This window comes from Klebsiella sp. 141240 (assembly GCF_050600805.1).
In the GTDB taxonomy this organism is placed as follows: Bacteria; Pseudomonadota; Gammaproteobacteria; order Enterobacterales; family Enterobacteriaceae; genus Klebsiella; species Klebsiella aerogenes.
Window position 1 is genome coordinate 16,063 of sequence record NZ_JAQIRK010000015.1, and the last position, 24,819, is coordinate 40,881.

General features: G+C 56.3%; 25 protein-coding genes. 7 read left to right on the plus strand and 18 right to left on the minus strand.

Annotated elements, in window-relative coordinates; translation table 11 throughout:
• Window positions 1-7: 7 nt before the first annotated feature.
• From ubiE to udp, 3 genes are all read right to left on the minus strand, one after another.
• Complete coding sequence (gene ubiE / locus PGQ95_RS20900) at window positions 8-763, minus strand: bifunctional demethylmenaquinone methyltransferase/2-methoxy-6-polyprenyl-1,4-benzoquinol methylase UbiE (RefSeq protein WP_015368847.1); 756 nt, start codon at window positions 761-763, stop codon at window positions 8-10.
• Window positions 764-833: 70 nt separating this feature from the next.
• Window positions 834-2,282, minus strand: coding sequence for a DNA recombination protein RmuC (gene rmuC / locus PGQ95_RS20905; RefSeq protein ID WP_430919211.1), 1,449 nt, complete (start codon window positions 2,280-2,282; stop codon window positions 834-836).
• 138 nt (window positions 2,283-2,420) lie between these two features.
• Complete coding sequence (gene udp, locus PGQ95_RS20910; protein WP_004181652.1) at window positions 2,421-3,182, minus strand: uridine phosphorylase; 762 nt, start codon at window positions 3,180-3,182, stop codon at window positions 2,421-2,423.
• Between the two features lie 265 nt (window positions 3,183-3,447).
• Here udp and PGQ95_RS20915 point away from each other — a divergent pair, with 265 nt between their 5' ends.
• On the plus strand, window positions 3,448-4,260 hold the full coding sequence (locus tag PGQ95_RS20915) for a dienelactone hydrolase family protein (RefSeq protein ID WP_430919213.1): 813 nt from the start codon (window positions 3,448-3,450) through the stop codon (window positions 4,258-4,260).
• 59 nt (window positions 4,261-4,319) lie between these two features.
• Here the strand turns inward: PGQ95_RS20915 and metE are convergent, their stop codons facing one another.
• A complete protein-coding gene (gene metE, locus PGQ95_RS20920) occupies window positions 4,320-6,584 on the minus strand; it encodes a 5-methyltetrahydropteroyltriglutamate--homocysteine S-methyltransferase (protein ID WP_430919215.1) in 2,265 nt (754 codons plus the stop codon).
• A 117-nt stretch (window positions 6,585-6,701) separates the two neighbouring features.
• Here metE and metR point away from each other — a divergent pair, with 117 nt between their 5' ends.
• Window positions 6,702-7,655, plus strand: coding sequence for an HTH-type transcriptional regulator MetR (gene metR / locus PGQ95_RS20925; protein WP_015703991.1), 954 nt, complete (start codon window positions 6,702-6,704; stop codon window positions 7,653-7,655).
• Here metR and PGQ95_RS20930 read toward each other — a convergent pair.
• The 3 genes from PGQ95_RS20930 to pldB form a co-directional block, all read right to left on the minus strand.
• Entirely contained in the window at window positions 7,543-8,442 is a 900-nt protein-coding gene (locus PGQ95_RS20930) for a carboxylate/amino acid/amine transporter (RefSeq protein WP_015368852.1), read from the minus strand. The genes metR and PGQ95_RS20930 overlap by 113 nt on opposite strands.
• A gap of 88 nt (window positions 8,443-8,530) precedes the next feature.
• On the minus strand, window positions 8,531-9,331 hold the full coding sequence (gene yigL / locus PGQ95_RS20935; RefSeq protein ID WP_015368853.1) for a sugar/pyridoxal phosphate phosphatase YigL: 801 nt from the start codon (window positions 9,329-9,331) through the stop codon (window positions 8,531-8,533).
• 44 nt (window positions 9,332-9,375) lie between these two features.
• The gene (gene pldB, locus PGQ95_RS20940; RefSeq protein WP_045378727.1) at window positions 9,376-10,368 is read right to left on the minus strand and encodes a lysophospholipase L2; all 993 of its coding nucleotides are present in this window, start codon (window positions 10,366-10,368) and stop codon (window positions 9,376-9,378) included.
• A gap of 109 nt (window positions 10,369-10,477) precedes the next feature.
• Between pldB and rhtB the strand changes: the two genes are divergently transcribed.
• Both rhtB and PGQ95_RS20950 read left to right on the plus strand, forming a co-directional pair.
• Window positions 10,478-11,098, plus strand: a complete 621-nt coding sequence (rhtB, locus tag PGQ95_RS20945; protein ID WP_015368855.1) for a homoserine/homoserine lactone efflux protein — start codon at window positions 10,478-10,480, stop codon at window positions 11,096-11,098.
• Window positions 11,099-11,260: 162 nt separating this feature from the next.
• Window positions 11,261-12,157: an Rpn family recombination-promoting nuclease/putative transposase gene (locus PGQ95_RS20950; protein WP_349178464.1), complete on the plus strand. Its 897-nt coding sequence runs from the start codon at window positions 11,261-11,263 to the stop codon at window positions 12,155-12,157.
• Window positions 12,158-12,204: 47 nt separating this feature from the next.
• Here PGQ95_RS20950 and rhtC read toward each other — a convergent pair whose 3' ends face one another.
• The 3 genes from rhtC to pldA form a co-directional block, all read right to left on the minus strand.
• Entirely contained in the window at window positions 12,205-12,825 is a 621-nt protein-coding gene (rhtC, locus tag PGQ95_RS20955; protein ID WP_308958004.1) for a threonine export protein RhtC, read from the minus strand.
• 61 nt (window positions 12,826-12,886) lie between these two features.
• A complete protein-coding gene (gene recQ / locus PGQ95_RS20960) occupies window positions 12,887-14,713 on the minus strand; it encodes an ATP-dependent DNA helicase RecQ (protein ID WP_015368858.1) in 1,827 nt (608 codons plus the stop codon).
• 67 nt (window positions 14,714-14,780) lie between these two features.
• Complete coding sequence (pldA, locus tag PGQ95_RS20965; protein ID WP_087858698.1) at window positions 14,781-15,653, minus strand: phospholipase A; 873 nt, start codon at window positions 15,651-15,653, stop codon at window positions 14,781-14,783.
• A gap of 155 nt (window positions 15,654-15,808) precedes the next feature.
• Here pldA and yigI point away from each other — a divergent pair, with 155 nt between their 5' ends.
• Entirely contained in the window at window positions 15,809-16,273 is a 465-nt protein-coding gene (gene yigI / locus PGQ95_RS20970; RefSeq protein ID WP_004097567.1) for an acyl-CoA thioesterase YigI, read from the plus strand.
• Between the two features lie 48 nt (window positions 16,274-16,321).
• The gene (gene rarD, locus PGQ95_RS20975) at window positions 16,322-17,215 is read left to right on the plus strand and encodes an EamA family transporter RarD (RefSeq protein WP_015368860.1); all 894 of its coding nucleotides are present in this window, start codon (window positions 16,322-16,324) and stop codon (window positions 17,213-17,215) included.
• An 88-nt stretch (window positions 17,216-17,303) separates the two neighbouring features.
• Here the strand turns inward: rarD and corA are convergent, their stop codons facing one another.
• The 8 genes from corA to lptM form a co-directional block, all read right to left on the minus strand.
• Complete coding sequence (gene corA / locus PGQ95_RS20980) at window positions 17,304-18,254, minus strand: magnesium/cobalt transporter CorA (RefSeq protein WP_002883400.1); 951 nt, start codon at window positions 18,252-18,254, stop codon at window positions 17,304-17,306.
• Window positions 18,255-18,404: 150 nt separating this feature from the next.
• Window positions 18,405-18,461 (minus strand): YsgD/CorL family protein, encoded by a 57-nt coding sequence (ysgD, locus tag PGQ95_RS20985; RefSeq protein ID WP_349815745.1) that lies wholly within the window; start codon window positions 18,459-18,461, stop codon window positions 18,405-18,407.
• 148 nt (window positions 18,462-18,609) lie between these two features.
• Window positions 18,610-20,772: a DNA helicase II gene (gene uvrD / locus PGQ95_RS20990; RefSeq protein ID WP_015368861.1), complete on the minus strand. Its 2,163-nt coding sequence runs from the start codon at window positions 20,770-20,772 to the stop codon at window positions 18,610-18,612.
• Between the two features lie 63 nt (window positions 20,773-20,835).
• Window positions 20,836-21,552 (minus strand): 5-amino-6-(5-phospho-D-ribitylamino)uracil phosphatase YigB, encoded by a 717-nt coding sequence (yigB, locus tag PGQ95_RS20995; RefSeq protein WP_430919219.1) that lies wholly within the window; start codon window positions 21,550-21,552, stop codon window positions 20,836-20,838.
• The gene (gene xerC, locus PGQ95_RS21000) at window positions 21,552-22,454 is read right to left on the minus strand and encodes a tyrosine recombinase XerC (RefSeq protein WP_430919221.1); all 903 of its coding nucleotides are present in this window, start codon (window positions 22,452-22,454) and stop codon (window positions 21,552-21,554) included. Before xerC ends, yigB begins: the two co-directional genes overlap by 1 nt.
• The gene (locus PGQ95_RS21005) at window positions 22,451-23,158 is read right to left on the minus strand and encodes a DUF484 domain-containing protein (protein ID WP_015368864.1); all 708 of its coding nucleotides are present in this window, start codon (window positions 23,156-23,158) and stop codon (window positions 22,451-22,453) included. The genes xerC and PGQ95_RS21005 overlap by 4 nt, the downstream gene beginning before the upstream one ends.
• Window positions 23,155-23,979, minus strand: coding sequence for a diaminopimelate epimerase (gene dapF, locus PGQ95_RS21010; RefSeq protein WP_430919224.1), 825 nt, complete (start codon window positions 23,977-23,979; stop codon window positions 23,155-23,157). The genes PGQ95_RS21005 and dapF overlap by 4 nt, the downstream gene beginning before the upstream one ends.
• Before the next feature lie 35 nt (window positions 23,980-24,014).
• Window positions 24,015-24,218 carry an LPS translocon maturation chaperone LptM gene (lptM, locus tag PGQ95_RS21015; protein WP_020077593.1) on the minus strand — a complete coding sequence of 68 codons (204 nt, stop codon included), beginning with the start codon at window positions 24,216-24,218 and terminating at the stop codon, window positions 24,015-24,017.
• Between the two features lie 263 nt (window positions 24,219-24,481).
• On the opposite strand from lptM, the gene cyaY reads away from it, so the two are divergent.
• A complete protein-coding gene (gene cyaY, locus PGQ95_RS21020) occupies window positions 24,482-24,802 on the plus strand; it encodes an iron donor protein CyaY (RefSeq protein ID WP_015368867.1) in 321 nt (106 codons plus the stop codon).
• The last annotated feature ends 17 nt before the right edge of the window (window positions 24,803-24,819 follow it).

Sequence of the window (24,819 nt, forward strand, 5' to 3'; positions counted from 1 at the left end):
CCTCCTGTCAGAACTTATAGCCGCGGTGTAGCGCGACAATACCTGCCGTCAGGTTGTAGTAGTCGACGCTTTCAAAACCCGCCTCCTGCATCATGCCTTTCAAGGTGTCCTGATCGGGATGCATGCGGATGGATTCCGCCAGATAGCGATAGCTTTCCGCATCGTTTGCCACCAGTTCGCCGACTTTCGGCAGCACGTGGAAGGAATAAGCGTCGTAGGCTTTGCTCAGTGGTTCGAGAATCGGTTTGGAGAACTCCAGAACCAGCAAACGTCCGCCCGGTTTCAGCACGCGGTACATTGAACGCAGCGCTTTGTCTTTATCGGTAACGTTACGCAGGCCAAAGGAGATGGTGATGCAGTCAAAGGTGTTATCCGCAAACGGCAGCGCTTCAGCGTTGGCCTGAACGTATTCGACGTTACCGACAATACCGATGTTACGCAGTTTTTCGCGGCCCATTTTGAGCATCGAGTCATTGATATCGGCGAGCATTACGCGGCCGGTTTCGCCCACCAGACGGGAAAACTTCGCCGTCAGGTCGCCGGTGCCGCCCGCTAAGTCCAGCACGGTTTGCCCGCGACGCACGCCGCTGCAGTCGATGGTGAAGCGCTTCCACAAGCGATGAATCCCGAACGACATTAAGTCGTTCATCACATCATATTTTGCAGCGACAGAATGGAATACATGCGCCACCATGTCCGCCTTCTGCTCTTTGGCTACCGTTTGAAAGCCAAAATGCGTTGTTTCTTGTGAATCCTCAACCATCTCTATGCCCGCTTACTTATCAAGAAAATGTTCAGCGAGTGTAACAGATTCAGGCCATTTCCCATACGTTTCAGCTTGGCCTGACGTGCTCGTTTACTCTCGCTGCAGGCGCGGAATCGGAGCTAAGGACATCTTCCTGCGGTGAATTTTCATCTTCCTCAAGGCGGTATTCGTCATCCTGCGCCGTGGCCTGCTCGACTAAATCAGGATTAATCCCGCGCTTAACCTCGACTCCCAGGCCACGGAATGACTCGGCCTGAACCAGCAGGTTGCCGCGCCCCGAGGCGAGCTTTTTCATCGCCTGGCGATAGTTATCCTGGGCTTTATCAAGGCTTTGACCAATAGCCGACATATCGTCGACAAACAGTCGCATCTTGTCATACAGGCGCCCGGCGCGCTCGGCGATTTTCTGCGCATTACGGCTTTGATGCTCATAGCGCCACAAGTTGGCGATGGTGCGCAACGCCACCAGCAGGGTTGTCGGGCTAACCAGCATAATATTGTTCTTCAGCGCCTCGCTGATAAGCTCAGGTTGACGGTCGATGGCCAGCAGGAACGCTGGCTCAACGGGGATGAACATCAGCACATAATCGAGCGAACGTAACCCTGGCAGTTGTTGGTAATCTTTACGCCCCAGCAGGCGAATGTGATTACGCACCGAGGCAATATGCTCCTGCAGCGCCGCTTCGCGGGTGTAATCATCCTCAGCGTTGAAATAACGCTCATAGGCGACAAGGGTCATTTTGGCGTCGATAACCACGTCTTTGCCCTGCGGCAGACGCACGATAACATCCGGCTGCATCCGCGATCGGTTATCGGTTTCGATGCTCACCTGAGTTTGATACTCATAGCCTTCGCGCAGGCCGGAGGCCTCCAGCACGCGGGTTAGCACCACTTCTCCCCAGTTGCCCTGGGTTTTGTTATCGCCTTTCAGCGCTTTCGTCAGGTTCAGCGCCTCTTGCGCCATCTGTGCGTTCAGCTGTTGCAGGTTGCGGATTTCGTGCGCCAGCGTGTGGCGCTCACGCGCCTCCTGGCCGAAGCTATCCTGCACCTGGCGACGGAAGCCGTCGAGCTGTTCACGCAGCGGCGTCAGCAGGCCATGCAGGCTCTGGCGATTTTGTTCATCAACCCGGCGGTTGCTGTGTTCGAATATGCGGTTCGCCAGATTTTCAAACTGCTCGCTCAGGCGCTGCTCGCTGTTGACCATCTGGCGGATTTTATCTTCGGCGTGCAGCTGTGTAGATTCCAGACGGGTGGTCACTTCACGCAGGTCGGCCTCCAGCGAGGTGTTGATATCACGTAGGCTGCGCAGCTCGTTGTTGAGAAGTTCGCACTCATCGCGCCAGTGCGATTCCTGCACCAGCTGCTGACGTGCGGCGCTAAGTTCGATATCCAGCTCGCGGCGCTCTTCAATGAGATCGGCACGGATTTGATCGGCACGGGCTTTTGTCGCCAGCCAGCCAACGATTAATCCTGCCGCCAGCGCCACCACGGCGCTTATCACAATAGAGATATCCACAACGCCTCCCCGGCAACCACTTACGACACAAAAATAGAATTGTGCTGTACAAACGTCCAGTTGAAAAGGATTTTCCTGCGAGGCGCTACGCAAAAAAGAAGGGCCGGAAGATCCGGCCCTGTCAGAAAGAGAGAAGAACTACAGCAGACGGCGCGCCGCTTCCACAACGATTTTTACCGCGTGGCTTTCGGTTTGCTTCATGGTTTCGGCGTTAGGGATCTCTTGCTGGGTACGGTTGACGATAACCCCTGCCACCATCCCTGCGCGCAGGCCCTGGCTGGCGCACATGGTCAGCAGCGTAGCGGATTCCATTTCATAGTTCATGACGCCCATTGCCTGCCACTCTTCCATCGAGCCTTTGAAACGGCTCACGACGCGGCCGGAGAAGGTGTCGTAACGCTCCTGGCCTGGATAGAAGGTATCAGAGGAAGCAGTCACGCCGATATGCGTAGTCGCGCCGATTGATTTCGCCGCTTCCACCAGCGCGGTGGTACAGGCGAAGTCAGCAACGGCCGGAAACTCCATCGGCGCAAAGTGCAGGCTGGCGCCGTCCAGACGGACAGAACCGGTCGTCACCAGTACATCGCCAACATTGATATGCGGCTGAATCGCGCCGGTGGTGCCGATACGCAGGAAGGTACGAACTCCCAGCTGCGCCAGCTCTTCCACGGCGATAGAGGTCGACGGGCCGCCGATACCGGTGGAGCAAACAATCACCGGTTTGCCGTCCAGCTCAGCGCGCCAGGAGGTAAATTCACGATGTGATGCCAGCTTAACCGGCTTATCCATCAGCGCGGCGATCTTTTCCACACGCTCCGGATCGCCAGGGACGATAGCCAGCGTAGCCCCTTGTAAATCGTTCTTAGTGAGGCCGAGATGAAAAACATCAGACTTGGACATAAAAAACTCCTCTGTGGGTCGAAGTATCAGCAGAAGCAAAAGGGTACTTTACAGAAGCCACTCGCTTATTTTTGTGATGATAGTCACCATGCATAACAATGATTGCATTTGTTTTTCAACAAATAGTGATTCACATCACATTAACAAGTTATATTCGCGGTCACAGAACAAAAGATAGCCGCTTTCAGGCACTGTGCTTTATTAACGTTCAGTCTAAGAGTCTATATTTATCGATGCGCTAATAAATAAGGGTACGGAGAATACCATGACCACAACCAAGCAACCCGGATTCGCACCTGCAGCCTCGCCGCACGCCTCTACCGCCGTCCATACGTCGGATGAGCATATTGTCGCCGGAGAAACCTCGATCCCATCGCAGGGCGAGAATATGCCGGCCTATCACGCCCGCCCGAAAAACGCCGACGGCCCGCTGCCGATCGTTATCGTGGTGCAGGAAATTTTCGGCGTACATGAGCATATTCGCGATCTGTGCCGCCGCCTGGCGCAGGAAGGCTATTTGGCGATTGCGCCAGAACTTTACTTCCGCCAGGGCGATCCGAATGAGTACAACGATATCCCTACTCTGTTCAAAGAACTGGTCACTAAGGTGCCTGACGCGCAGGTGCTGGCGGATCTCGACCACGTCGCCAGTTGGGCGGCACGCCACGGCGGCGATGCCCATCGTCTGCTGATCACCGGTTTCTGCTGGGGCGGTCGCATCACCTGGCTGTATGCCGCGCATAACCCGCAGTTGAAGGCAGGCGCCGCCTGGTATGGCAAACTGGTGGGAGAAAAATCGCTGAATTCGCCAAAACACCCGGTGGATATCGCCGTCGACCTCAACGCGCCGGTACTTGGCCTGTACGGCGCTAAAGACGCCAGCATTCCGCAGGATACCGTCGAGACCATGCGCCAGGCGCTGCGGGCGGCGAATGCGAACGCCGAGATCGTGGTCTATCCCGAGGCCGATCACGCCTTTAACGCCGACTATCGCGCCAGCTATCACGAAGAGTCAGCCAAAGACGGCTGGCAGCGAATGCTGGCCTGGTTTGCTCAATATGGCGGTAAAAAAGGGTAACTCGCCTGATACATGAAAAGAGGAGGCCGTGGCCTCCTCTGTTGTTTTCCGCCTATCTATCAGGCTGATTCGCGCAGATTTTGCGCCGCTTGCACCATGTTCGCCAGCGCGGCGCGGGTTTCCGGCCAGCCGCGAGTTTTCAGGCCGCAGTCCGGGTTAACCCACAAGCGCTCCGCCGGGATACGTTGCGCGGCCTTCTCCAGCAACCCTTCAATCCACTCCACGCTCGGTACGTTTGGCGAGTGAATATCATAAACGCCCGGGCCGATTTCGTTTGGATATTCGAACTCTTCAAACGACTCCAGCAGTTCCATGTCAGAACGCGAGGTTTCAATGGTGATGACGTCGGCATCCAGCGCGGCGATAGAATCCATGATGTCATTGAACTCGCAATAACACATGTGGGTATGAATCTGGGTGTCATCCTTAGCAACCGCGGCGTTGATGCGAAAAGCTTCTACACCCCACTGTAGATAAGCATCCCAGTCGCTGCGCTTCAGCGGCAGACCTTCGCGTAGCGCCGGTTCATCAATCTGGATAATACCGATACCGGCCGCCTCCAGATCCGCCACTTCATCGCGCAGCGCCAGCGCAATCTGTTTCGCGATGGTTTCACGGCTGACATCTTCCCGCGGGAAGGACCAGCACAGAATGGTTACCGGACCGGTCAACATGCCTTTGACCGGCTTGTCGGTAAGAGACTGCGCGTACTTCGCCCATTCGACGGTGATCGCCTGCGGACGGCTGACGTCGCCGATAACCACCGGCGGTTTCACGCAGCGAGAGCCATAGCTTTGCACCCAACCGTTTTGCGTGAAGATGAAACCGTCCAGATGCTCACCGAAATACTCCACCATGTCGTTACGCTCGGCTTCTCCATGCACCAGCACGTCTAAACCCAGACGTTCTTGTTCGACGATCGCCTGCTTAATATGTTCGGCAATACCCGTCCGATAATGGCTGGCGTCGAGGTTACCTTTTTTGAAATCCAGCCGCAGGGTACGAATTTCGGTTGTCTGCGGGAATGAACCGATCGTCGTCGTCGGCCATGCTGGCAGGTTAAAGCGCCTGCGCTGCGCCTGTGCGCGCTCGGCATAAGGGCTGGCGCGCTGGCTGTCCTGAGCAGTGATTGCCGCCAACCGTTTTTCCACTGCCGCGTTGTGTACGCGAGTCGAATGGCGACGAGCCTGGATTGGCGCGCTCCACGCCTCGATCGCCGTCGTATTACCGCTGTTCAGCGCATCGCGCAGCAGCGCCAGTTCGCCGCACTTCTGCAGGGCGAAAGCAAACCAACTTTTTACTTCGGCATCAAGACGGGTCTCTACGCTCAGATCGATCGGGCTATGCAACAGCGAGCAGGATGAAGCGATCCACAGCGCACGTTGACCGACAATCGCTTTAATTTGCGCATATTTTTCCGTGAGATCGGCGCGCCAGACGTTACGACCGTTGATCAGCCCGGCGGATAGCAGCCAGTCGGCCGGCAGGCGTTTATGTAATTCAGCAACATCATCTTTGCCATGCACCAGATCGACGTGAAGCCCCTGTACCGGCAGCGCGGTGATAACATCAAGGTTGTCGGCGATCCCTTCAAAATAGGTGGTCAGCAGTAGTTTTAGCTGCCCCTGCAGGGCCTCATAAGCCGGTTTAAAGGCATCCAGCCATGCTTGCGGCAGCTCCAGCACCAGCGCCGGTTCATCAATCTGCATCCACTCAATGCCGCGTTTCGCCAGCTCGCCCAGTACCTGCTGGTAAACCGGAAGGATATCGTTCAGCAGGCTTAAACGGTCAAACTGTTCGCCTTTTACTTTGCCCAGCCACAGATAGGTTACCGGCCCCAGCAGTACAGGCTTAATCTTGTGGCCCAGCGCCAGCGCTTCGTCCACTTCATCCAGCAGTTGGGTCCAGCTCAGCTTGAACTGCTGGCCCTGGACAAATTCCGGCACCATGTAGTGATAGTTGGTATTGAACCACTTGGTCATTTCCGCGGCGGCAGCGGGTTCGCCGGTCGGCGCGCGACCGCGACCAATGCGGAACAGAGTATCGATATCGACGGTGCCGTCTTTGTTCTGATGACGAGCCGGCACGTTGCCCAGCAGCAGGCTGGTGGTCAGAACATGGTCGTACCAGGCAAAATCGCCCACCGGCAGCAGATCAATGCCAGCCTGTTTCTGCTGCTCCCAGTGACGAGCGCGAAGTTCGCGACCTACCGCCAACAGCTCTTCACGCGTGGCGTTGCCCGCCCAGTAGCTCTCTTGCGCTTTTTTCAGCTCGCGGCGAAGGCCAACGCGAGGAAAACCGAGGGTGTGATTGAGGATTGTCATGTTATGCCCCTTATGGAATTTTTTGCATTTAGCCATCCAGATGTTTACACATCCATAATGTAAAGGTACTGTATATTCCTCAAGCGCAAATTATTCATGCCGAAGTGAAGGACATTCATGATCGAGATTAAACACCTGAAAACGCTACAGGCGTTGCGGAACAGCGGCTCGCTGGCGGGCGCGGCGGCGGCCCTGCACCAAACCCAGTCGGCCCTGTCCCACCAGTTTAGCGATCTGGAACAGCGCCTTGGCTTCCGTTTGTTTGTGCGTAAAAGCCAGCCGCTACGCTTCACGCCGCAAGGAGAAATTCTGCTGCAGTTGGCCAATCAGGTGCTGCCGCAGATCGCTCGCGCGCTACAGGATTGCAACGAACCACAGCAAACCCGTCTGCGGCTGGCGATTGAGTGCCATAGCTGTATTCAATGGCTCACCCCGGCGCTGGAAAGCTTCCGCGCCCGCTGGCCGCTGGTGGAAGTTGATTTTCAGTCCGGCGTCACCTTTGACCCGCAGCCAGCCCTGCAGCAGGGTGAACTCGATCTGGTGATGACCTCAGATATTTTACCGCGTAGCGGTCTGCACTATTCACCGATGTTTGATTATGAAGTTCGTCTGGTGTTAGCACCGGAACATCCGCTGGCGGCGAAAACGCGCATCTCCCCGGAAGATCTGGCTGCGGAAACGTTACTGATTTATCCGGTACAGCGCGGGCGACTGGACATCTGGCGCCACTTCCTGCAACCGGCGGGGATCAGCCCGCAGTTGAAAAGCGTCGATAACACGCTGCTGCTAATTCAGATGGTTGCCGCGCGAATGGGTATCGCCGCCCTGCCGCATTGGGTGGTGGAAAGTTTTGAACGCCAGGGTTTGATTGTCACCAAAACCCTGGGAGAAGGACTGTGGAGCCGGCTGTACGCTGCGGTGCGCGATGGTGAGCAACGCCAGCCGGTAACAGAAGCATTTATTCGCTCAGCGCGGAACCACGCTTGCGATCATCTGCCGTTTGTACGGAGTGCGGAGCGACCCAGCGGCGATGGACCCATAGCGAAGCCAGGATTACCAGCGCGCCAATGATAAAGCTCGGCCAGTGAGGCTGCTCCTGCCAGATAGCAAGGTTAACCAGCAGCCCGGCGGGGACGTGAACGTTATTCATGATCCCCAACGTACCGGCATCCACCTGCGTCGCGCCGTAATTCCACATGAAGTACCCCAATCCGGAAGCAACCACGCCAAGCCAGACCAGGATTCCCCACTGCAGACCGGTAGTCGGTAGCCTCTGCGGATTGCCCAGCATAAACCACGCCGCTACCGCCACAATAAAGGCGCCGGCATAGAACCAGGCAAAAGCATTGTGTTGCGGCATCGGGCGGACTTCCATCAAACGCTTGTAGCCCACCATGCCGATGGCGAAGCAGATATTCGACAACTGCACCAGCAATAGCCCGGTCCAGAAATGATCGCTGACTTTGTCGTAGCGGATGATCGCCGCCCCTAACACCGCCAACGCCGCGCTAAGCAGATAGCCCCAGCGCAGTTTACGACCGCTGAGCAGATCGTAAATCAGGGTGATATATAGCGGGGTAAAGACCGTAAACAACAGAAATTCCGACACCGTCAGATAGAGATAGGCGCGGAAAGCCAGCAAATACATAATGCCAAGCTGCATTGCCCCCACTAGCATATAGAGCACGATGGTACGCGGAGACTGGCCGCGCGTACGCAGGAAAGGCAGGAACACCAGCGCTGCCAGGCCCACGCGCATCAGCACGGAAAAATAGCTATCGACGCTACCGGCAAGGTATTCGCCAATCAGACTAAACGAAAAGGCCCACAGGATAGTGGTGATAATTAAAAGCGCCACAACGGTCGTCTCATTGAATAAAGAACAGGCATTGTAGCGGAGAGAAGGGTTGACGACTGACCACTTATTAGTCAGTCGTCAATGTTTATCAATCGAGATATAACTTGCGCAGGTAATGCGGTACGGCATCGTCGGCGTTGCTGCCGATCACTTCCAGCTCCGGATGCAAATCCTTCAACCGCTGATGGGCGTTTGCCATAATGCAGCCTTTACCGGCCATCGACAGCATCTCGGCGTCGTTCATGCCGTCGCCAAAGGCGATACACTCCTTGAGGCTGTAGCCGAGCATTTTCGCAACGGCCTCCAGCGCATGTCCCTTCGAAACACCGCCGGCCATTACTTCAAGACAAGTTAGCGTGGAAAAACTCACATTGACGCGGTCGCCCCAGCGCGCGTTGATAGCCTGCTCAAGCGGCAGCAAATGTTCATGATCTTCACAGGTGAAGAAAACTTTGCTGATGCCATCCGCATCCAGCTCGCCCGGTTCATAAAGCTTGTAGTTGAATACCGCCTCTTTGAAGAAGCGCATCTCTTCCGGGCGATGGCGATTCATAAACCATTCATCTTCACGATAGACGTTGGTCACAATCTTCACATCGTTACGCACCATCTCAAACAGATCGCTGGCGATATCGCGGTCGAGGTTATGGGCGAAGATTTGTTTTCCTTCACTATCATGTACCCGCGCGCCGTTAGAGGTGATCATGTACGACTTAATGCCGAGATTATCGCGGATCTGCCCCACATCGATGTAGTGGCGGCCAGTGGCGAAGACGAAATTTATCCCGCGCGCGGTGAGTAGCTTCAGCGTCTCTTTGGCATAAGGGGTGAGGAAATGGTCGGGGGAAAGCAGCGTGCCATCTAAATCAGACGCAACAACCTGGTACATAAAAAATTTAACCTCTAAGCAGGGCGACGAGATCTATCGTCGGATTAAGTATGTCGATTGAAAAAATCGACGATGGCATTTAGCGCGACTGAGCGCATAGCGTCCTTTTCAAAAAGGATCTCGTGATATGCCCCTTCAATAACGAGCGGCTTATCGCCTTCACAAGGGTGCCCGGCAGCGGAACGGAGTTCACAATAGCGGTCGTGCATCAGATTATCGACCACCCTTTCATCCTCAGCCTGAATCAATAACGTCGGAGTCGTGTCTTTCTCGACGCCGGACAATATCTCTTCACCGGCCAGAATACCTTCACGCACCCAGTGATAGGTTGGCCCGCCAACGCGTAGCCGCGGATCGTCAGCATAAAAACGCAGGTTGCGACGATAGCGCTGGCGGCTATGAGTCAATACATTGAGCGAAAACGGCAGCGCCCGCCAGCGGCCCGTACCGATGGCATACTCTTCGCGAATACGCTGATGGCCCTCAGCCCAGTCGAGAATATGGCGCACCATCCAGTCAGGCAGGCGCATGATGATGCCAAACATTGGCGCGCACAAGGCAATGGCGTCACAATGCTGCCGGTGACGCTGCAAGAACAGCGTGGCAATGGCGCCGCCCATCGAGTGGGCGAGAATAAAACGTTTACGCCAGTGGCCGGGAACCACTTCCTGCTGCCAAAGCGCAGCCAGATCGTCAACATAATCGCTAAAGCGCACAACATGACCGCGGTGGGTATCAGACAGCAACCTACCGGAGCGACCCTGACCGCGGTGATCGATAATCATCACGTCAAAGCCGCTGTGGAAGAGATCGTAGGCTAGTTCGGCGTACTTCACGTAGCTTTCGATGCGGCCGGGGCAAATGACCACCAGCCGGTCGTTATTTGCGGCACAAAAGCGCACAAAGCGTACCGGAACCTTATCGACGCCCGTAAATTCAGCTTCTTCCCGCTGATGCCAAAAATCCGTCAGCGGCCCCATGGTAAAGGCCGCAAACGCGTTTTCTCGTGTGTCCCAGTCCTTTTGCTGCCCAAACATCGGGTTTACACCCCTGTTAACCGCTGAAAATCGTTTTTTTGTCGCACATCACACAATGCTGATGCAATAGCGTATTGTGGCATAAAAATAGACAATCAGGGAGATTCTCATGACCTTCGAGTGGTGGTTCGCTTATCTGCTGACATCAATCATTCTCAGCCTGTCGCCGGGTTCCGGCGCGATCAATACCATGACCACATCCATCAACCACGGCTATCGCGGCGCGGCGGCCTCTATTGCCGGCCTGCAAACCGGGTTGGCCATTCATATCGTGCTGGTCGGCGTCGGTTTGGGCACGCTCTTCTCACGCTCGGTACTGGCATTTGAAGTGTTGAAATGGGCGGGCGCGGCCTATCTTATCTGGCTGGGGATTCAGCAATGGCGGGCGGCGGGTTCAATCGACCTGAATACGCTGGCGCGAACTCAAAGCCGCGGTAAGCTCTATAAACGCGCGGTGTTCGTCAATCTAACCAACCCAAAAAGTATCGTCTTCCTCGCCGCACTGTTTCCCCAGTTCATCGTGCCGCATCAGCCGCAGGTGATGCAGTACCTGGTACTCGGCGTCACCACTATCGTAGTCGATATCATTGTGATGATCGGTTACGCGACGCTGGCGCAGCGCATTGCGGCCTGGATTAAAGGTCCGAAGCAGATGAAGGCGCTGAATAAAGTGTTTGGTTCGCTGTTTATGCTGGTGGGTGCGCTGCTCGCTTCCGCCCGTCACGCCTGAATACTGGAATCTTGCTCGCACAGCGCTGCGCCATTTGCGGCCTTAGTCGTATTATCACGCGTGCTGGCGCGCAAAGATGAGAGAGACTTTATCCACGCGCTGTCGGCCCCGCCTTTTCAGTGCCAGAATGCCGCCATTGGGTTTATTCACGGATGAACGAAAATGGCGGAAACGGCAACCCCTCATGATGCAGTCTTTAAGACCTTTCTGTCGCGGGTAGAAACGGCGCGCGATTTTATTGAGATCCACCTTCCGCCGGCGTTAATTCAGGTTTGTAAACTGGATACGCTGCGCCTGGAATCCGGGAGTTTTCTGGAAGATGACCTGCGGCCCTACTACAGCGATATTCTGTATTCGCTGGAGACAAACCGCGGCCCGGGGTATATCCATGTCCTGATAGAACACCAGAGTTCACCTGATAAACTGATGGCGTTTCGTCTGATGCGCTACGCCATCGCCGCCATGCAGAGGCATCTGGAGAATGGTCATAAAACGTTACCGCTGGTAATTCCCATTCTCTTTTATCAAGGACGTCGCAGCCCCTATCCCTGGTCGCTGAACTGGCTGGATAATTTTGACGACTCGATGCTTGCCCATCAGCTGTATTCAGGCGCGTTTCCGCTGGTCGATATTACGGTGATCCCTGATGACGAAATTATGCGCCACCGCAGTATGGCGGCGCTTACGCTGGTACAAAAACATATTCGCCAGCGCGATATGGCACAGCTGCTTGACAAGTTGACCCACCTCTTAATGTTGGAGCAGATGAGCGGACAACAAATCGCCGTGCTGATAAAATATATGGCTCAGGCGGGAGAAGCTCAGGATATTCGGGCACTATTGTATGGGCTGGCACAGCGTGTGCCGCAGCATGGAGGAATGCTAATGACTCTGGCAGAAACGTGGCTCGCAGAAGGCAGAGAGAAAGGTATTAAAGAAGGAAAACGACAGGCCCTTTTACAGGTCGCCGCAGCGATGCTCAATCGCGGCATGGATGACGATGCTATCCTGGAAATGACCGGTTTGACCAGGGATGAACTACAGCGCCTTCGTCACTAATGTCTGCCCCACCCGGCAACCAACCGGGTGGATAATCGCATGACGAGTTAGCGCGAAATAATCAGATGAATGCCGAAACCGGCAAACAGGGTGCCGGCGATGCCGTCTATCCACTTTGCCATCCGCTGATAGCCGCGGCGCATTTTCGGCAGTGCGAAGAGGCTGGCTACGATGGTGAACCACGCCAGCGTTTCAAGGACGATCAGCAGGAAAATTCCCCAACGCGCCCCGGCGCCGATGTTATCGCCAACGAACAGCGAGAAGACCGATCCGAAGTAGATAATCGCTTTCGGGTTGGCGAGGTTAGTCAGCAGGCCCTTCAGGAAACTGCGCCCGCTACGCGCCAGCTCAACCTGCGGTTCCGCCGCAACAATGTCGTTTTTCTTCAGCGCGCCGCGCAGCATTTGATAGCCCATCCAGCACAGATACAGCCCACCGCCGACCATAATCAACGTATGCAGCCAGGCCATTTTCTCGATAATCAGATGCAAGCCGAGCAGCGCGACGCCCGCCCAGACCATCACGCCGCCGGTGATCCCCAGCACGCCCATCATCGCCTCTTTGCGCGAGCGGCTCACCGCGGTTTGCGAAACGAAGAAAAAATCCGGCCCCGGACTCATTAGCGCAATGATGTGCACCAGCGCCACGGTGAGAAAAAGCATCAACATGTTTAACTCGCAGGGAAATAGTGAAGAAGGAAACTATTCTGGCACCTTTTCCCGCGGCTGACTACTCATCATCGCCATCGACATGAGCACGTATCAGCGCCATGAATTCTTTACCGAAGCGCTCAAGCTTGCGAGTCCCCACGCCGTTGACGCTAAGCATCTCCCCGGCGGTAAGCGGCGACTGTTCGGCCATCTCAATAAGCGTCGCGTCGTTAAAGACGACGTATGGCGGGATATTCTCCTCGTCGGCGATCGCTTTACGTAATTTACGCAGCTTGGCGAACAGCTTGCGGTCGTAATTGCCGCCGAAGGATTTCTGCATCGCTTTCGGTTTTAGCGCCACGATACGCGGCACGGCGAGCTGCAGCGGGACTTCACCGCGCAGTACCGGACGCGCGGCCTCGGTGAGCTGCAGCGCGGAGTGCTGGGCAATATTTTGCGTCACCAGTCCGAGGTGGATTAACTGGCGAATCACGCTCACCCAGTGCTCGTGGCTCTGCTCGCGACCAATACCGTAAACCGGCAGTTTATCGTGGTTCAGGTCGCGGATACGCTGATTGTTGGCGCCGCGGAGTACTTCAACCACGTAGCCCATCCCGAAGCGTTGATTCACCCGGTAAATAGTTGAAAGCGCCTTGCGCGCGTCCATTAAGCCATCGTACTGCTTTGGCGGGTCAAGGCAGATATCACAGTTGCCGCACGGCTCCTGGCGCCCTTCGCCAAAATAGTTCAGCAGCACCAAACGGCGACAGGTCTGCGCTTCGGCGAAGGCGCCCATCGCATTCAGCTTATGACGTTCAATATCCTGCAGCGGCCCGGCGGGCTTCTCCTCCAGGCAGCGGCGCAGCCACGCCATATCCGCCGGATCGTAAAACAGCATCGCTTCCGCCGGCAGGCCGTCACGCCCGGCGCGGCCGGTTTCCTGATAATAGGATTCAATATTGCGCGGGATATCAAAGTGCACCACAAAGCGGACGTTCGGCTTGTTAATGCCCATACCGAAGGCCACCGTCGCCACCACGATCTGCAGATCGTCACGCTGGAATTTCTCCTGCACGTCGGCACGAATATCATTTTCCAGGCCAGCATGGTAGGCCGCCGCGCTGATGCCACGGCTTTGCAGCCTGGCAGCGGTGTCTTCAACTTTAGAACGGCTGTTGCAGTAGATAATCCCTGATTTACCGCGCTGATCCTGGACGTATCGCATCAACTGATCGAGCGGCTTAAATTTCTCCATCAGCATATAGCGGATATTGGGGCGATCGAAGCTACTAACCTGAATCAGCGGATCGTTAAGCCCCAGCAGGCGAACAATATCGCGGCGGGTGGTGTCATCCGCGGTGGCGGTGAGCGCCATAAACGGAATATGCGGCATCCGCTGACGCAGCTGGCCCAACGCGGCATATTCCGGGCGGAAATCATGGCCCCACTGCGAGATACAGTGCGCCTCATCCACCGCCAGCATCGCTAAGTTCCAGTGGCTCAGATGCTCCAGGAAGTTGTCCAGCATCAGGCGTTCCGGCGCGATATACAGCAGACGAATCTGCCCGCTGCGGCACCCCGCCATCACCTCTTGCTGCTGCTCGCGGCTCTGAGTCGAGTTAAGACAAGCCGCGGCGACGCCGTTAGCCAGCAGCTGATCGACCTGGTCTTTCATTAGCGAAATCAGCGGCGACACGACAACCGTCAGGCCGCCTAGCACCAATGCAGGCACCTGATAGCACAGCGACTTACCGCCGCCGGTCGGCATCACCACCAGGCAATCGCGGCCTTCCAGCGCCGTGGCGATGATCGATTCCTGGCCCGGGCGGAACTGCTGGTAGCCGAAGGTCTCTTGTAAAACCTGCTTAGCCAGCGATTCCTGATTTAATACTTCCGCCTGTGCCACGTTGACCCCATCCGCCTGAAAAGAAAACAGGCGCTATTTTCAGCGCCTGAGAGCCAGAGTGCAACGATTAAAACAGATCGTTGAGCATCACGCCGACGCCGACCCGCGTCTGATTGAAGTTATAGTCGATGAGCGACTCGCCATAACCGCTGTACACCTGAGTATAGGCGCGCACGTGTTTGGTAATAGGGTAACTGACCCCGATTTCCGCGCCGCCGTAGCCCGTATTCCAGTTATATTGCCCCTGAGCGCTAAAAATAGCTTCCCCCAGCTGGTAGCCAATCTTCAGGCGGTAGTACCCCATGTATTTCGTAATATCCGGGTTATCATCGGTGCTGCCGACCACATACCACGGCTTCACTTCAACCAGCCAGTTACCGTTTTGCGCCATCAGGCGAGTATACAGGCGGTTCCAGCTACGTGACGTTGGATCGGAACGGCCGTTAGAGTCGTGGTTATAGCCGACTTCGATATCGCGCAAGGTCCAGCCGGCAAACTCATAATCCGTCGCGAAGCCAAGGAAGAGCTGAGGCTCGTAGTTAGTTTCGCGAAACGGCGCCGAGCCTTTACTGTTAGAGAGCTGCCACCAGGATTTTTGCGTATAGGAGGCGCCAAGCAGCGAATTATCGCCGAGAATGCCGCGCCATAACGGGAATGCCAGGCTGAGCTGGAACTTCACCTCATCCTTACGCGCGTCATCTGCCCAGTCGTAACTACGAATAGCCTCTTTATTGAGATCGCTGGTCCACGTATAGAGCAGATAGTTGCTCTCATAAGGATAAAGCAGGAACGGATTATCATGGTCCTGCAGCAGGTTGGCGATAATACTGCCCCGTACCGCGGGTTTGTCATGAACGGATTGTTCAATCGGCGCGTCCTGCGCCAGAACGCCCGCCGGCAGCGCGCTAAGCGCCAGCAGCCAGGCTAAAGAGATACGCATTACTGTTCTCCTGAAGAAGGGTTCTTATTTAATGTTTTGTCCTGCTGCCATTCTACCTATTTATCCACCTCCCGCTGCGTTATCGCCTCCGAAAGTGGAAATCAATATTTTTGAAGCATAAAATCAACATTTCATTAACGAAATGGACCTCTGCTATGTCTGAACTGACCGCCGCCGCCGCGCTAAAGCTGGTGGGAGAGATTTTTGTTTATCACATGCCTTTTAACCGCGCGCTGGGGCTTGAGCTGGAGCGTTATGAAAAGGAATTTGCCCAGCTCAGCTTTAATAATCAGCCGATGATGGTTGGCAACTGGGCACAGAGTATCCTGCACGGCGGCGTTATCGCCTCTGCGCTGGATGTCGCCGCTGGGCTGGTCTGCGTCGGCAGCACCCTGACTCGCCATGACACTATCAATGAAGAAGAGCTGCGCCAGCGCCTCTCGCGGATGGGAACTATCGATTTGCGCGTCGATTACTTACGCCCTGGCCGCGGCGAGCGCTTTACCGCCACCAGCAGCCTGCTGCGCGCTGGAAACAAAGTCGCGGTGGCCCGCGTCGAGCTGCATAACGAAGAGCAGGTTTATATCGCCAGCGCCACGGCCACCTATATGGTGGGTTGATTGCCGCAGATCGAGTAACATCACTCTCTTTGGCAATGGATTCTACCAATGGACGCAAAACAAACGCGGCTGGGCGTTATGCTGGCGCTGGCCGCCTATTTTATCTGGGGTATCGCACCGGCGTACTTCAAACTTATTTACTACGTTCCCGCCGATGAAATCCTCACGCATCGCGTGATCTGGTCTTTCTTTTTCATGGTGGCGCTCATCAGCGTCAGCCGCCAGTGGCCGCAGGTAAAAAAACTGCTAAAAACCCCGCGCAAGATCTTCCTGCTCGCGCTCTCTGCAGTGCTGGTCGGCGGCAACTGGCTGCTCTTTATCTGGGCGGTCAATAACCACCATATGCTGGAAGCCAGCCTCGGCTACTTTATTAACCCGCTGGTTAATATCGTGCTCGGGATGATTTTCCTCGGCGAACGCTTTCGTCGGCTGCAGTGGTTGGCGGTGATCCTCGCCTTCTGCGGCGTGCTGGTGCAGTTGTGGACCTTTGGCTCACTGCCGGTAATCGGCCTTGGGCTAGCCTTCAGCTTTGCCTTCTACGGACTGGTACGTAAGAAAATCGCCGTCGATGCGCAGACCGGCATGTTGGTGGAAACGCTATGGCTGCTGCCAGTGGCGGCGATCTGGCTTTTCGGCATCACCGATAGCCCAACCAGCCATATGGGAGACAACCCCTGGTCGCTCAATTTGCTGCTAATGGCCGCGGGCGTGGTAACCACCATCCCCCTGCTGTGCTTCACCGGCGCGGCGACCCGCCTGCGCTTGTCGACATTGGGCTTTTTCCAGTACATCGGCCCGACGCTGATGTTCCTGCTGGCGGTAACGTTCTACGGTGAAGTGCCGGGCACGGATAAAATGGTAACCTTCGCCTTTATCTGGGTGGCGCTGGCGATATTCGTGATGGATGCGGTATATACGCAAAGACGGGGGCGTCGGGGATAGGATATTACCCGATGTCGGCTACGCCTTATCCGGCCTACAAAAGCACAACACGTAGGCCCGGATAAGCGAAGCGCATCCGGCACAACAACTACAGCCAGTTTTTACGCTTGAAGTAGAGATACGGCGCCAGGCCAGCCAACATCATAAACACGATGGCTCCCGGATAACCAAAGCTCCAGTGGAGTTCCGGCATAAACTCAAAGTTCATCCCATAGCTGGACGCCACCAGCGTCGGCGGCAGGAACACCACTGAGACCACCGAGAAGATTTTGATAATGCGGTTCTGCTCGATGTTGATAAAGCCCATCGCCGCCTGCATCAGGAAGTTCACCTTCTGGAACAGCGATTCGTTGTGCGGCAGCAGGGATTCGATATCTCGCAGGATCTCTCGCGCCTGTTCCAGCTGGCCTGCCGGCAGACGCGCCTTGCGCACGAGGAAGTTGAGCGCGCGCTGGGTATCCATCAGACAGAGGCGAACCTTCCAGCCGATATCTTCCAGTTCCGCCAGCGTCGACAGCGCTTCGTCATACTCGTCGCCCTGATGGCCTTCCATAATCACGCGGCTCAGCTTTTCCAGGTCGCTGTAGATGTTTTCTATTTCATCCGCCAGCTGTTCGATTTTGGTCTCGAACAGGTCTAACAGCAGCTCATAGGCGTTGCCGTCGACCAGCGTCTGGTTACGCACGCGCATGCGGTACAGGCGAAAAGCGGGCAGTTCACGCTCGCGCAGGGTAAACAGGCGGCCTTCGCGGATAGTAAACGCCACGGTTGAGTTGCCGGCGTGATCGTCAGCATCTTCGAAAAAGAAAAAGGAGTGGATGTGTAAACCATCTTCGTCTTCAAAGAAACGCGCTGACGCTTCGATGTCTTCCAGTTCCGGGCGCGTCGCCAGGTTCTGGCCTAGCTCCGTTTGCACACGGCTACGTTCGTCATCGTCTGGCTCGACCAGATCGACCCACACCGAGCTGGCAAGATGCTTGATCTCATCGGCCTCAAGGCGCGTTAAACGATTATTTTCCAGTTGAAATGCGCTCAGCATGACCGGGACTCCCAATACAAAAAATTTATCGGACAGTTCGATGGGCACACAGAAACTATTTGGGTTTCAGACCATTAAGCCTGACTCAGAGCGACGGGGATAGGACGAGTCGCCGACAACCGCTAAGGCTATCGGCATAAGGGGATAGCCTTAGGAGTTGTTCCTGAATGACAGGAAGTTGAGCCAGCATCTACTGGGTGTGTCCAAGGCGAATGTCCTCTTAGCGTAATCGTGCGCGCATGTTACGCCAGCGCCAAAACGGCGTCAACACGCAAGGGAACGCTAAAGAGCAAATCCTGCCCTTTAGCATATAAGGCTAGCAGATTATTACAAAAAAATTATATTTTTCTTAAAGTTACACCGTTTCCAGCCGGGCATAGGCGGCAACCAGCCATTTAATTCCCTGCCCCTGGAATGCCACCTGCAGCCGGCTATGTTCACCGCTGCCCTCAAGGTTTACGATGGTGCCTTCGCCGAACTTCGGATGCCGAACCCGCTGGCCCAGCTTATAGCCGGTATCGTTCTCCGCCACCGGTGTACCGAGGCGCTGATGGTTAACCGGGCGGCTCACCGTCGCCCGCAGCCGTACCTCTTCCACGCACTCTTCCGGCAGCTCGCCGATAAAGCGCGATGGGCGATGGTAAACCTCTTTGCCGTACAAACGACGGGTTTCGGCGTAGGTCAGCGTCAGTTTCTGCATCGCGCGCGTCACGCCGACGTAGGCCAGACGACGCTCTTCCTCCAGACGACCGCCCTCATCAAGCGCCATCTGGCTCGGGAACATCCCCTCTTCAACGCCGACGATAAACACCTGCGGGAACTCCAGCCCTTTCGCCGAGTGCAGAGTCATCAGCTGTACCGCATCCTGCCAGGTATCCGCCTGCCCTTCGCCGGCTTCCAGCGCGGCGTGGGAGAGGAACGCCTGCAGCGGCATCAGATCTTCATCTTCTTCGTTGTAGCTGAACTGGCGCGTCGCCGTCACCAGTTCTTCCAGGTTTTCGATACGGGTCTGGCCCTTCTCGCCTTTCTCCTGCTCGTACATCATACGCAGGCCGGAATCTTTAATGACCCGGTCAGTCTGGACATGCAATGGCATATCGGCGGTTTCCTGCGCCAGCGCGTCGATAAGCTCCATAAAGCGCTGCAGCGCGCTGGCAGCGCGGCCAGCCAGCGCTTTCTCTTTCAGCAGCTCGCGGCAGGCCTGCCACAGCGTCAGCTGACGATCGCGCGAGGTCTGGCGCACCACATCCAGAGTACGATCGCCGATGCCGCGGGTAGGCGTATTGACCACACGCTCAAACGCCGCGTCATCGTTGCGGTTGGCAATCAGGCGCAGATAAGAGAGCGCATCTTTGATTTCCTGACGTTCGAAGAAGCGCATGCCGCCGTAGATACGGTAAGGCATGCTGGCCTGCAGCAGCGCCTCTTCCAGCACGCGCGACTGGGCGTTACTACGATAGAGGATGGCGCACTGCTCCAGCGCTCCGCCGTTCTCCTGCCAGGTTTTAATTCGGTTAACGACGAAACGCGCTTCATCGAGATCGTTGAAGGCGCAGTACAGCGAAATGGGCTCACCGTCGGCACCGTCGGTCCACAGTTTTTTGCCCAACCGCCCGTTGTTGTTTTCAATCAGGGCGTTAGCCGCGCTGAGAATATTGCTGGTCGAACGGTAGTTTTGCTCCAGGCGGATGGTTTCCGCGCCGGGGAAGTCATTAAGGAAACGCTGAATGTTTTCGACCTGCGCGCCGCGCCAGCCGTAAATCGACTGATCATCATCGCCGACAATCATCACTTTGCCGGTATCGCCCGCCAGCAGGCGGATCCAGGCATATTGAATGTTGTTGGTATCCTGGAATTCGTCGACGAGAATATTGGTGAAGCGCTCGCGGTAGTGCTGCAGGATATGCGGTTTGTTCAGCCACAGTTCGTGCGCGCGCAGCAGCAGCTCGGCGAAGTCCACCAGCCCGGCGCGATCGCAGGCTTCCTGATAGGCCTGATACACTTTCTGCCAGGTCTGTTCGACCGGGTTGCCGTAGCTCTGAATATGGTGCGGGCGCAGCCCTTCATCTTTTTGGCTGTTGATGTACCACATCGCCTGACGCGGCGGCCATTGCTTCTCATCCAGGTTCATCGCCTTAATCAGGCGCTTCAGCAGGCGTAGCTGGTCTTCGCTATCGAGGATTTGGAAATCCTGCGGCAGGTTGGCATCCAGATGATGGGCGCGTAGCAGGCGATGGGCCAGGCCGTGGAAGGTGCCGACCCACATACCGCCCTGGGTGGTGCCCATCAGTTGGCCGATACGGTGGCGCATTTCCGCCGCCGCTTTGTTGGTAAAGGTCACCGCCATAATGGAATATGGCGAGCAGTTCTCTACGCTCAGCAGCCAGGCGATACGGTGCACCAGTACGCGCGTCTTACCACTGCCCGCCCCTGCCAGAACCAGCATATTGGTGCGCGAGGCCGCTACGGCTTCACGCTGTTTGTCATTAAGGCTGTCGAGCAGGTAAGAAACGTCCATTGGCACCGCCGGAAGAGAAGGGGTTCCACGAACCCCTGTTAATATATACAGAGTTACTGGTGATTATATCAGCGAGGTCAGAGATGCCAACCGTGAAATTTCAATATGCGGCAGCAGGCGGCTATCGGCGGTTTTCATCAGCGAGGCGTCCTGCGGCTTGATCCAGCAGGCCTGCATTCCACAGCGAATAGCGCCAGCCACGTCGGTGGTCAGATCATCGCCGACGTGCAGAATCTGCCCGAGCGGCAAATCCAGACGCTCCGCCGCCAGATGGTACATATCGGCAAACGGCTTGGAGCGGCCATCCGGACCCGCGCGCAGCACGAAACGGAAATAGTCGTTCAGGCCGAACAGTTCCGGCTGGGCGTTACCGTTGGTGATAGCCACCAGCGGCCATTTCTGCGCCAGCTTCGCCAGCGTATCGTGCGTCTCCTGCGGCACATCGACGCGGCTGCGCCAGTGGGCGAAGTTTTCCATCGCCGCATCGGCGCCGGCTTTCGCCTCGGCGGCGGAGAGCCCGGCGTTACGCATCCCTAACTCCAGCGCGCGGTGGCGCCAGACGGTGACGTCATGATAAATCTCAGGTTCTGAGGACAATAGCGTTTGGCGCAGGCGGTTAAGATCGCTTGCATCAAACTGGCTCAGCGCCGGATGGTAATTACGCACAAATGTCAGCGATTCCTGCATCGTCCGGTCAATCACCGGGCGGTTATCGTAAAGGGTGTCATCCAGGTCGAACGTCAGCGCGGAGATCGGGCCCAGAGGTCGGTAAAAACGCATTATTTCCCCCGTTTAGCGCGCGGATGCGCGGCATCGTACACCGAGGCAAGGTGTTGAAAATCGAGATGGGTATAGATTTGGGTGGTGGAGAGATTGGCATGCCCCAGCAGCTCCTGCACGCCGCGCAGATCGCCGCTCGACTCCAGCATATGCGTCGCGAAGGAGTGCCGCAGCTTATGCGGATGCACGTGGCTATTGAGCCCCTGCTTGATACCCCACTCGGCAAACCGCTTCTGCACGTTGCGCGCTGAAATGCGCTTACCCAGCTTCGACAAAAACAGCGCGTCGTCATCGCTGCCGAACAGGCCGCGCAAATCCAGCCAGTGTTCGATCCACGCCACCGCGTTGCGTCCAATTGGCAGGCGGCGCTCTTTGCTGCCTTTCCCCATCACCCACACTTCCCCTGACTCAAGATCAAGGTGCTTAATATCAAGGTTAACTAACTCAGAAAGACGCAGCCCCGCGCCGTACATCACTTCCAGCATCGCCCGGTCGCGCACCGCGAGCGGGTCGTTGAGGTCGATATCCAGCAGCCGATTCACATCATCAACGTCGATATTTTTCGGCAAATGACGGGGAATTTTTGGCGCCGCAATCCCCTTCGCCGGGTTAGCCGCTAACTCGCCCTGGCTGACCATCCAGTCGAAGAAACTACGCAGGGCGGAAAGCCGCAGCGCCAGGCTGGCCGGCCCTAAGCCCGCGCGGCGGCTGCGCACGGCAAAGCTACGAACCTGAGCGGCGTCACACTGCTGCCAGCTTGTCACCCCGGCATCCTCCGCCAGCGCGATCAGCGCTTCCAGCTGACGCTGGTAATTCGTGAGCGTAATCGGGCTAAGCTGGCGTTCTACGCCGAGATAGCGCAGGAAGCGGTCGACGCAGGCGAATAGCGGGGAGTCGGTCATGCGCGTTCAATCCAGCGCTCCAGCAGGCCGGGCAGCATACGGGCGATCTCCTGCAGTAGCTGCGTCCCCTGGCCTTGCTGATAATGCTGTGGATCGCGGCTGCTGAAAAACATCACCCCCGGCGCGTCATCATCGCCCAGTAGCGACATCGCCACCGAGCCGATAGCTTTCGCATCCGGCAACACCACCAGCAGCTCTGGCCCATTCAGCGGCCCAAGATAGTGACGAGCCTGGCCCAGCCGCTGGATACGAATGGGTTCGAACGCCTGCCGGCTCAACGCCAGATGGGTGAATTTAGACGGTGCGCCGAGATGCCAGCTGTCCGGAAACAGGCGCACCGTCGCGCCCGCCAGGCCCAGCTCGCGCGCCCAACGATGAAAGCGGTTGAGCATTTCATCCAGGCTATCGGCGGACGCCAGACGCGTCTGCAGATGGAACAGGCGCTGAAACAGGCTTTGATTGGCCGTCGCCTGTTCCATCAGCAGCGTCATGTTCTCTTCCAACACGTTGATATGGTTACGCGCCCGCAGCATATGCCACTCTACCAGCGAGATGGTGCCACGCACCGGATGCGGGACGCGGATATGCTCTACCTGCGCCGCATTACGAATAAAGAACTCAGGATTTTGCAGCAGATAATCTACTACCGCGCTGTCGTCGAGCGCTGTGGCGAGTTCCTGCTGTTCTTCCCCGATCTGTTTCATAGATGAATAAATCCGTCGTAGACGTGTGCCGCCGGGCCAGTCATATACAACGGTTGACCCGGACCTTTCCAGGCGATGTCGAGACGCCCGCCTGGCAATTCCACGCGTACCTCTTCGGCGAGTAATCCTTGTTGGATACCGACCGCCACCGCCGCACAGGCGCCGCTGCCGCAGGCCTGCGTTTCACCTGCGCCGCGTTCATAGACGCGCAGACGAATATGAGAGCGTTCCACTACCTGCATAAAGCCGATATTGGCGCGTTCCGGAAAACGTTCGTGGCTTTCCATCACCGGACCGAGGGTTTCCACCTCAGCGGTATCCACGTTATCGACCTGAATCACGCAGTGCGGGTTGCCCATTGAGACGACGCCGCACAATACTGTCTGTTCAGCCGCGCGCATAATATAGGTCTTTTCCGCTTTGTTGGCGCGGAACGGGACCTGAGAAGGTTCGAAATTCGGCTCACCCATGTTAACGCGCACCAGATCATCTTCCGTTACGCTTAATACCATACGACCGTTGGCGGTGCTCACGCGGATATCACGTTTATTGGTCAGGCCTTTTAAACGGACAAAGCGGGCGAAGCAGCGCGCGCCGTTGCCGCACTGAGAGACTTCGCTACCGTCAGCATTGAAGATACGGTAGTGGAAGTCCAGATCGGGATCGTACGGCGGCTCGACAACCAACAGCTGGTCGAAGCCGACACCAAGATGCCGATCCGCCAGGCGACGAATCAGCTCCGGTGAGAAGAAAACATTCTGCGTTACCGCATCAACAACCATGAAGTCGTTGCCGAGGCCATGCATTTTAGAGAACTGCATTATCTACTCCAATTGCGCGGAACAGAACGTTATCGTTAATAGTTAACCTGGGTCGGACCGCCATTATCGCCGCGATCGTTACGATCCGGCGTCGCGCTCTGAATGCCTGGGTTAACCGGCTTGGTCGGCGGTGGCGCGGTTTTGTCTGCCGGCGGGAAATACAGCGGCCCTTTCAAACCGCAGCCGGTCAGGCTGAAGATTGCAAACAGAACGGCAAGCGTGGGTAAAACGTTTTTCATTGATAGTTGCCCATGATTCATTCGTTACTGCTTTCTATCATCGCAGGAGAAGACGTAAAAGCAAGCGTTTAGCATCTGACTGCGCGCGCTTTTGTTTCGCGTTATGCTGCGGCCATCTTCAAAAAAGCAGGCTATACCCGTTATAATTCAAGCTGCATGTACGTTGGCTTTCCTCGCTCGCCCCAGTCACTTACTGGAGTAAGCTCCTGGGACTCCCTGCGTCGCCGCCTTCCTGCAACTCGAATTATTTAGGGTATATAACCATGAACGACAGTGAATTCCATCGCCTGGCCGATAGCCTGTGGATGACCATCGAAGAACGTCTGGACGACTGGGACGGCGACAGCGATATCGACTGCGAAATCAACGGCGGGGTGCTGACCATCAGCTTCGAAAATGGCAGTAAGATCATTATTAACCGTCAGGAGCCGCTGCATCAGGTCTGGCTGGCGACCAAGCAAGGCGGCTATCACTTCGATCTGCAAGGCGATGAGTGGATCTGCGATCGCAGCGGCGAACGCTTCTGGGATCTGCTGGAGCAGGCGGCGAGCAATCAGGCCGGCGAGACGGTGAGCTTCCGTTAATGACGTCTTTCCCGGAT

What these genes read in the sequence shown, in the direction of transcription:
- corA (WP_002883400.1), bottom strand. Translation starts at nt 18,254, where the DNA reads ATGCTGAGCGCATTTCAACTGGAAAATAATCGTTTAACGCGCCTTGAG.
- pldA (WP_087858698.1), bottom strand. Translation starts at nt 15,653, where the DNA reads ATGCGTATCTCTTTAGCCTGGCTGCTGGCGCTTAGCGCGCTGCCGGCG.
- PGQ95_RS20950 (WP_349178464.1), top strand. Translation starts at nt 11,261, where the DNA reads ATGGCGGAAACGGCAACCCCTCATGATGCAGTCTTTAAGACCTTTCTG.
- pldB (WP_045378727.1), bottom strand. Translation starts at nt 10,368, where the DNA reads ATGTTTGGGCAGCAAAAGGACTGGGACACACGAGAAAACGCGTTTGCG.
- cyaY (WP_015368867.1), top strand. Translation starts at nt 24,482, where the DNA reads ATGAACGACAGTGAATTCCATCGCCTGGCCGATAGCCTGTGGATGACC.
- yigI (WP_004097567.1), top strand. Translation starts at nt 15,809, where the DNA reads ATGTCTGAACTGACCGCCGCCGCCGCGCTAAAGCTGGTGGGAGAGATT.
- uvrD (WP_015368861.1), bottom strand. Translation starts at nt 20,772, where the DNA reads ATGGACGTTTCTTACCTGCTCGACAGCCTTAATGACAAACAGCGTGAA.
- udp (WP_004181652.1), bottom strand. Translation starts at nt 3,182, where the DNA reads ATGTCCAAGTCTGATGTTTTTCATCTCGGCCTCACTAAGAACGATTTA.
- lptM (WP_020077593.1), bottom strand. Translation starts at nt 24,218, where the DNA reads ATGAAAAACGTTTTACCCACGCTTGCCGTTCTGTTTGCAATCTTCAGC.
- rarD (WP_015368860.1), top strand. Translation starts at nt 16,322, where the DNA reads ATGGACGCAAAACAAACGCGGCTGGGCGTTATGCTGGCGCTGGCCGCC.
- metR (WP_015703991.1), top strand. Translation starts at nt 6,702, where the DNA reads ATGATCGAGATTAAACACCTGAAAACGCTACAGGCGTTGCGGAACAGC.
- yigL (WP_015368853.1), bottom strand. Translation starts at nt 9,331, where the DNA reads ATGTACCAGGTTGTTGCGTCTGATTTAGATGGCACGCTGCTTTCCCCC.
- PGQ95_RS20915 (WP_430919213.1), top strand. Translation starts at nt 3,448, where the DNA reads ATGACCACAACCAAGCAACCCGGATTCGCACCTGCAGCCTCGCCGCAC.
- xerC (WP_430919221.1), bottom strand. Translation starts at nt 22,454, where the DNA reads ATGACCGACTCCCCGCTATTCGCCTGCGTCGACCGCTTCCTGCGCTAT.
- dapF (WP_430919224.1), bottom strand. Translation starts at nt 23,979, where the DNA reads ATGCAGTTCTCTAAAATGCATGGCCTCGGCAACGACTTCATGGTTGTT.
- ubiE (WP_015368847.1), bottom strand. Translation starts at nt 763, where the DNA reads ATGGTTGAGGATTCACAAGAAACAACGCATTTTGGCTTTCAAACGGTA.
- PGQ95_RS21005 (WP_015368864.1), bottom strand. Translation starts at nt 23,158, where the DNA reads ATGAAACAGATCGGGGAAGAACAGCAGGAACTCGCCACAGCGCTCGAC.
- rhtB (WP_015368855.1), top strand. Translation starts at nt 10,478, where the DNA reads ATGACCTTCGAGTGGTGGTTCGCTTATCTGCTGACATCAATCATTCTC.
- yigB (WP_430919219.1), bottom strand. Translation starts at nt 21,552, where the DNA reads ATGCGTTTTTACCGACCTCTGGGCCCGATCTCCGCGCTGACGTTCGAC.
- rhtC (WP_308958004.1), bottom strand. Translation starts at nt 12,825, where the DNA reads ATGTTGATGCTTTTTCTCACCGTGGCGCTGGTGCACATCATTGCGCTA.
- metE (WP_430919215.1), bottom strand. Translation starts at nt 6,584, where the DNA reads ATGACAATCCTCAATCACACCCTCGGTTTTCCTCGCGTTGGCCTTCGC.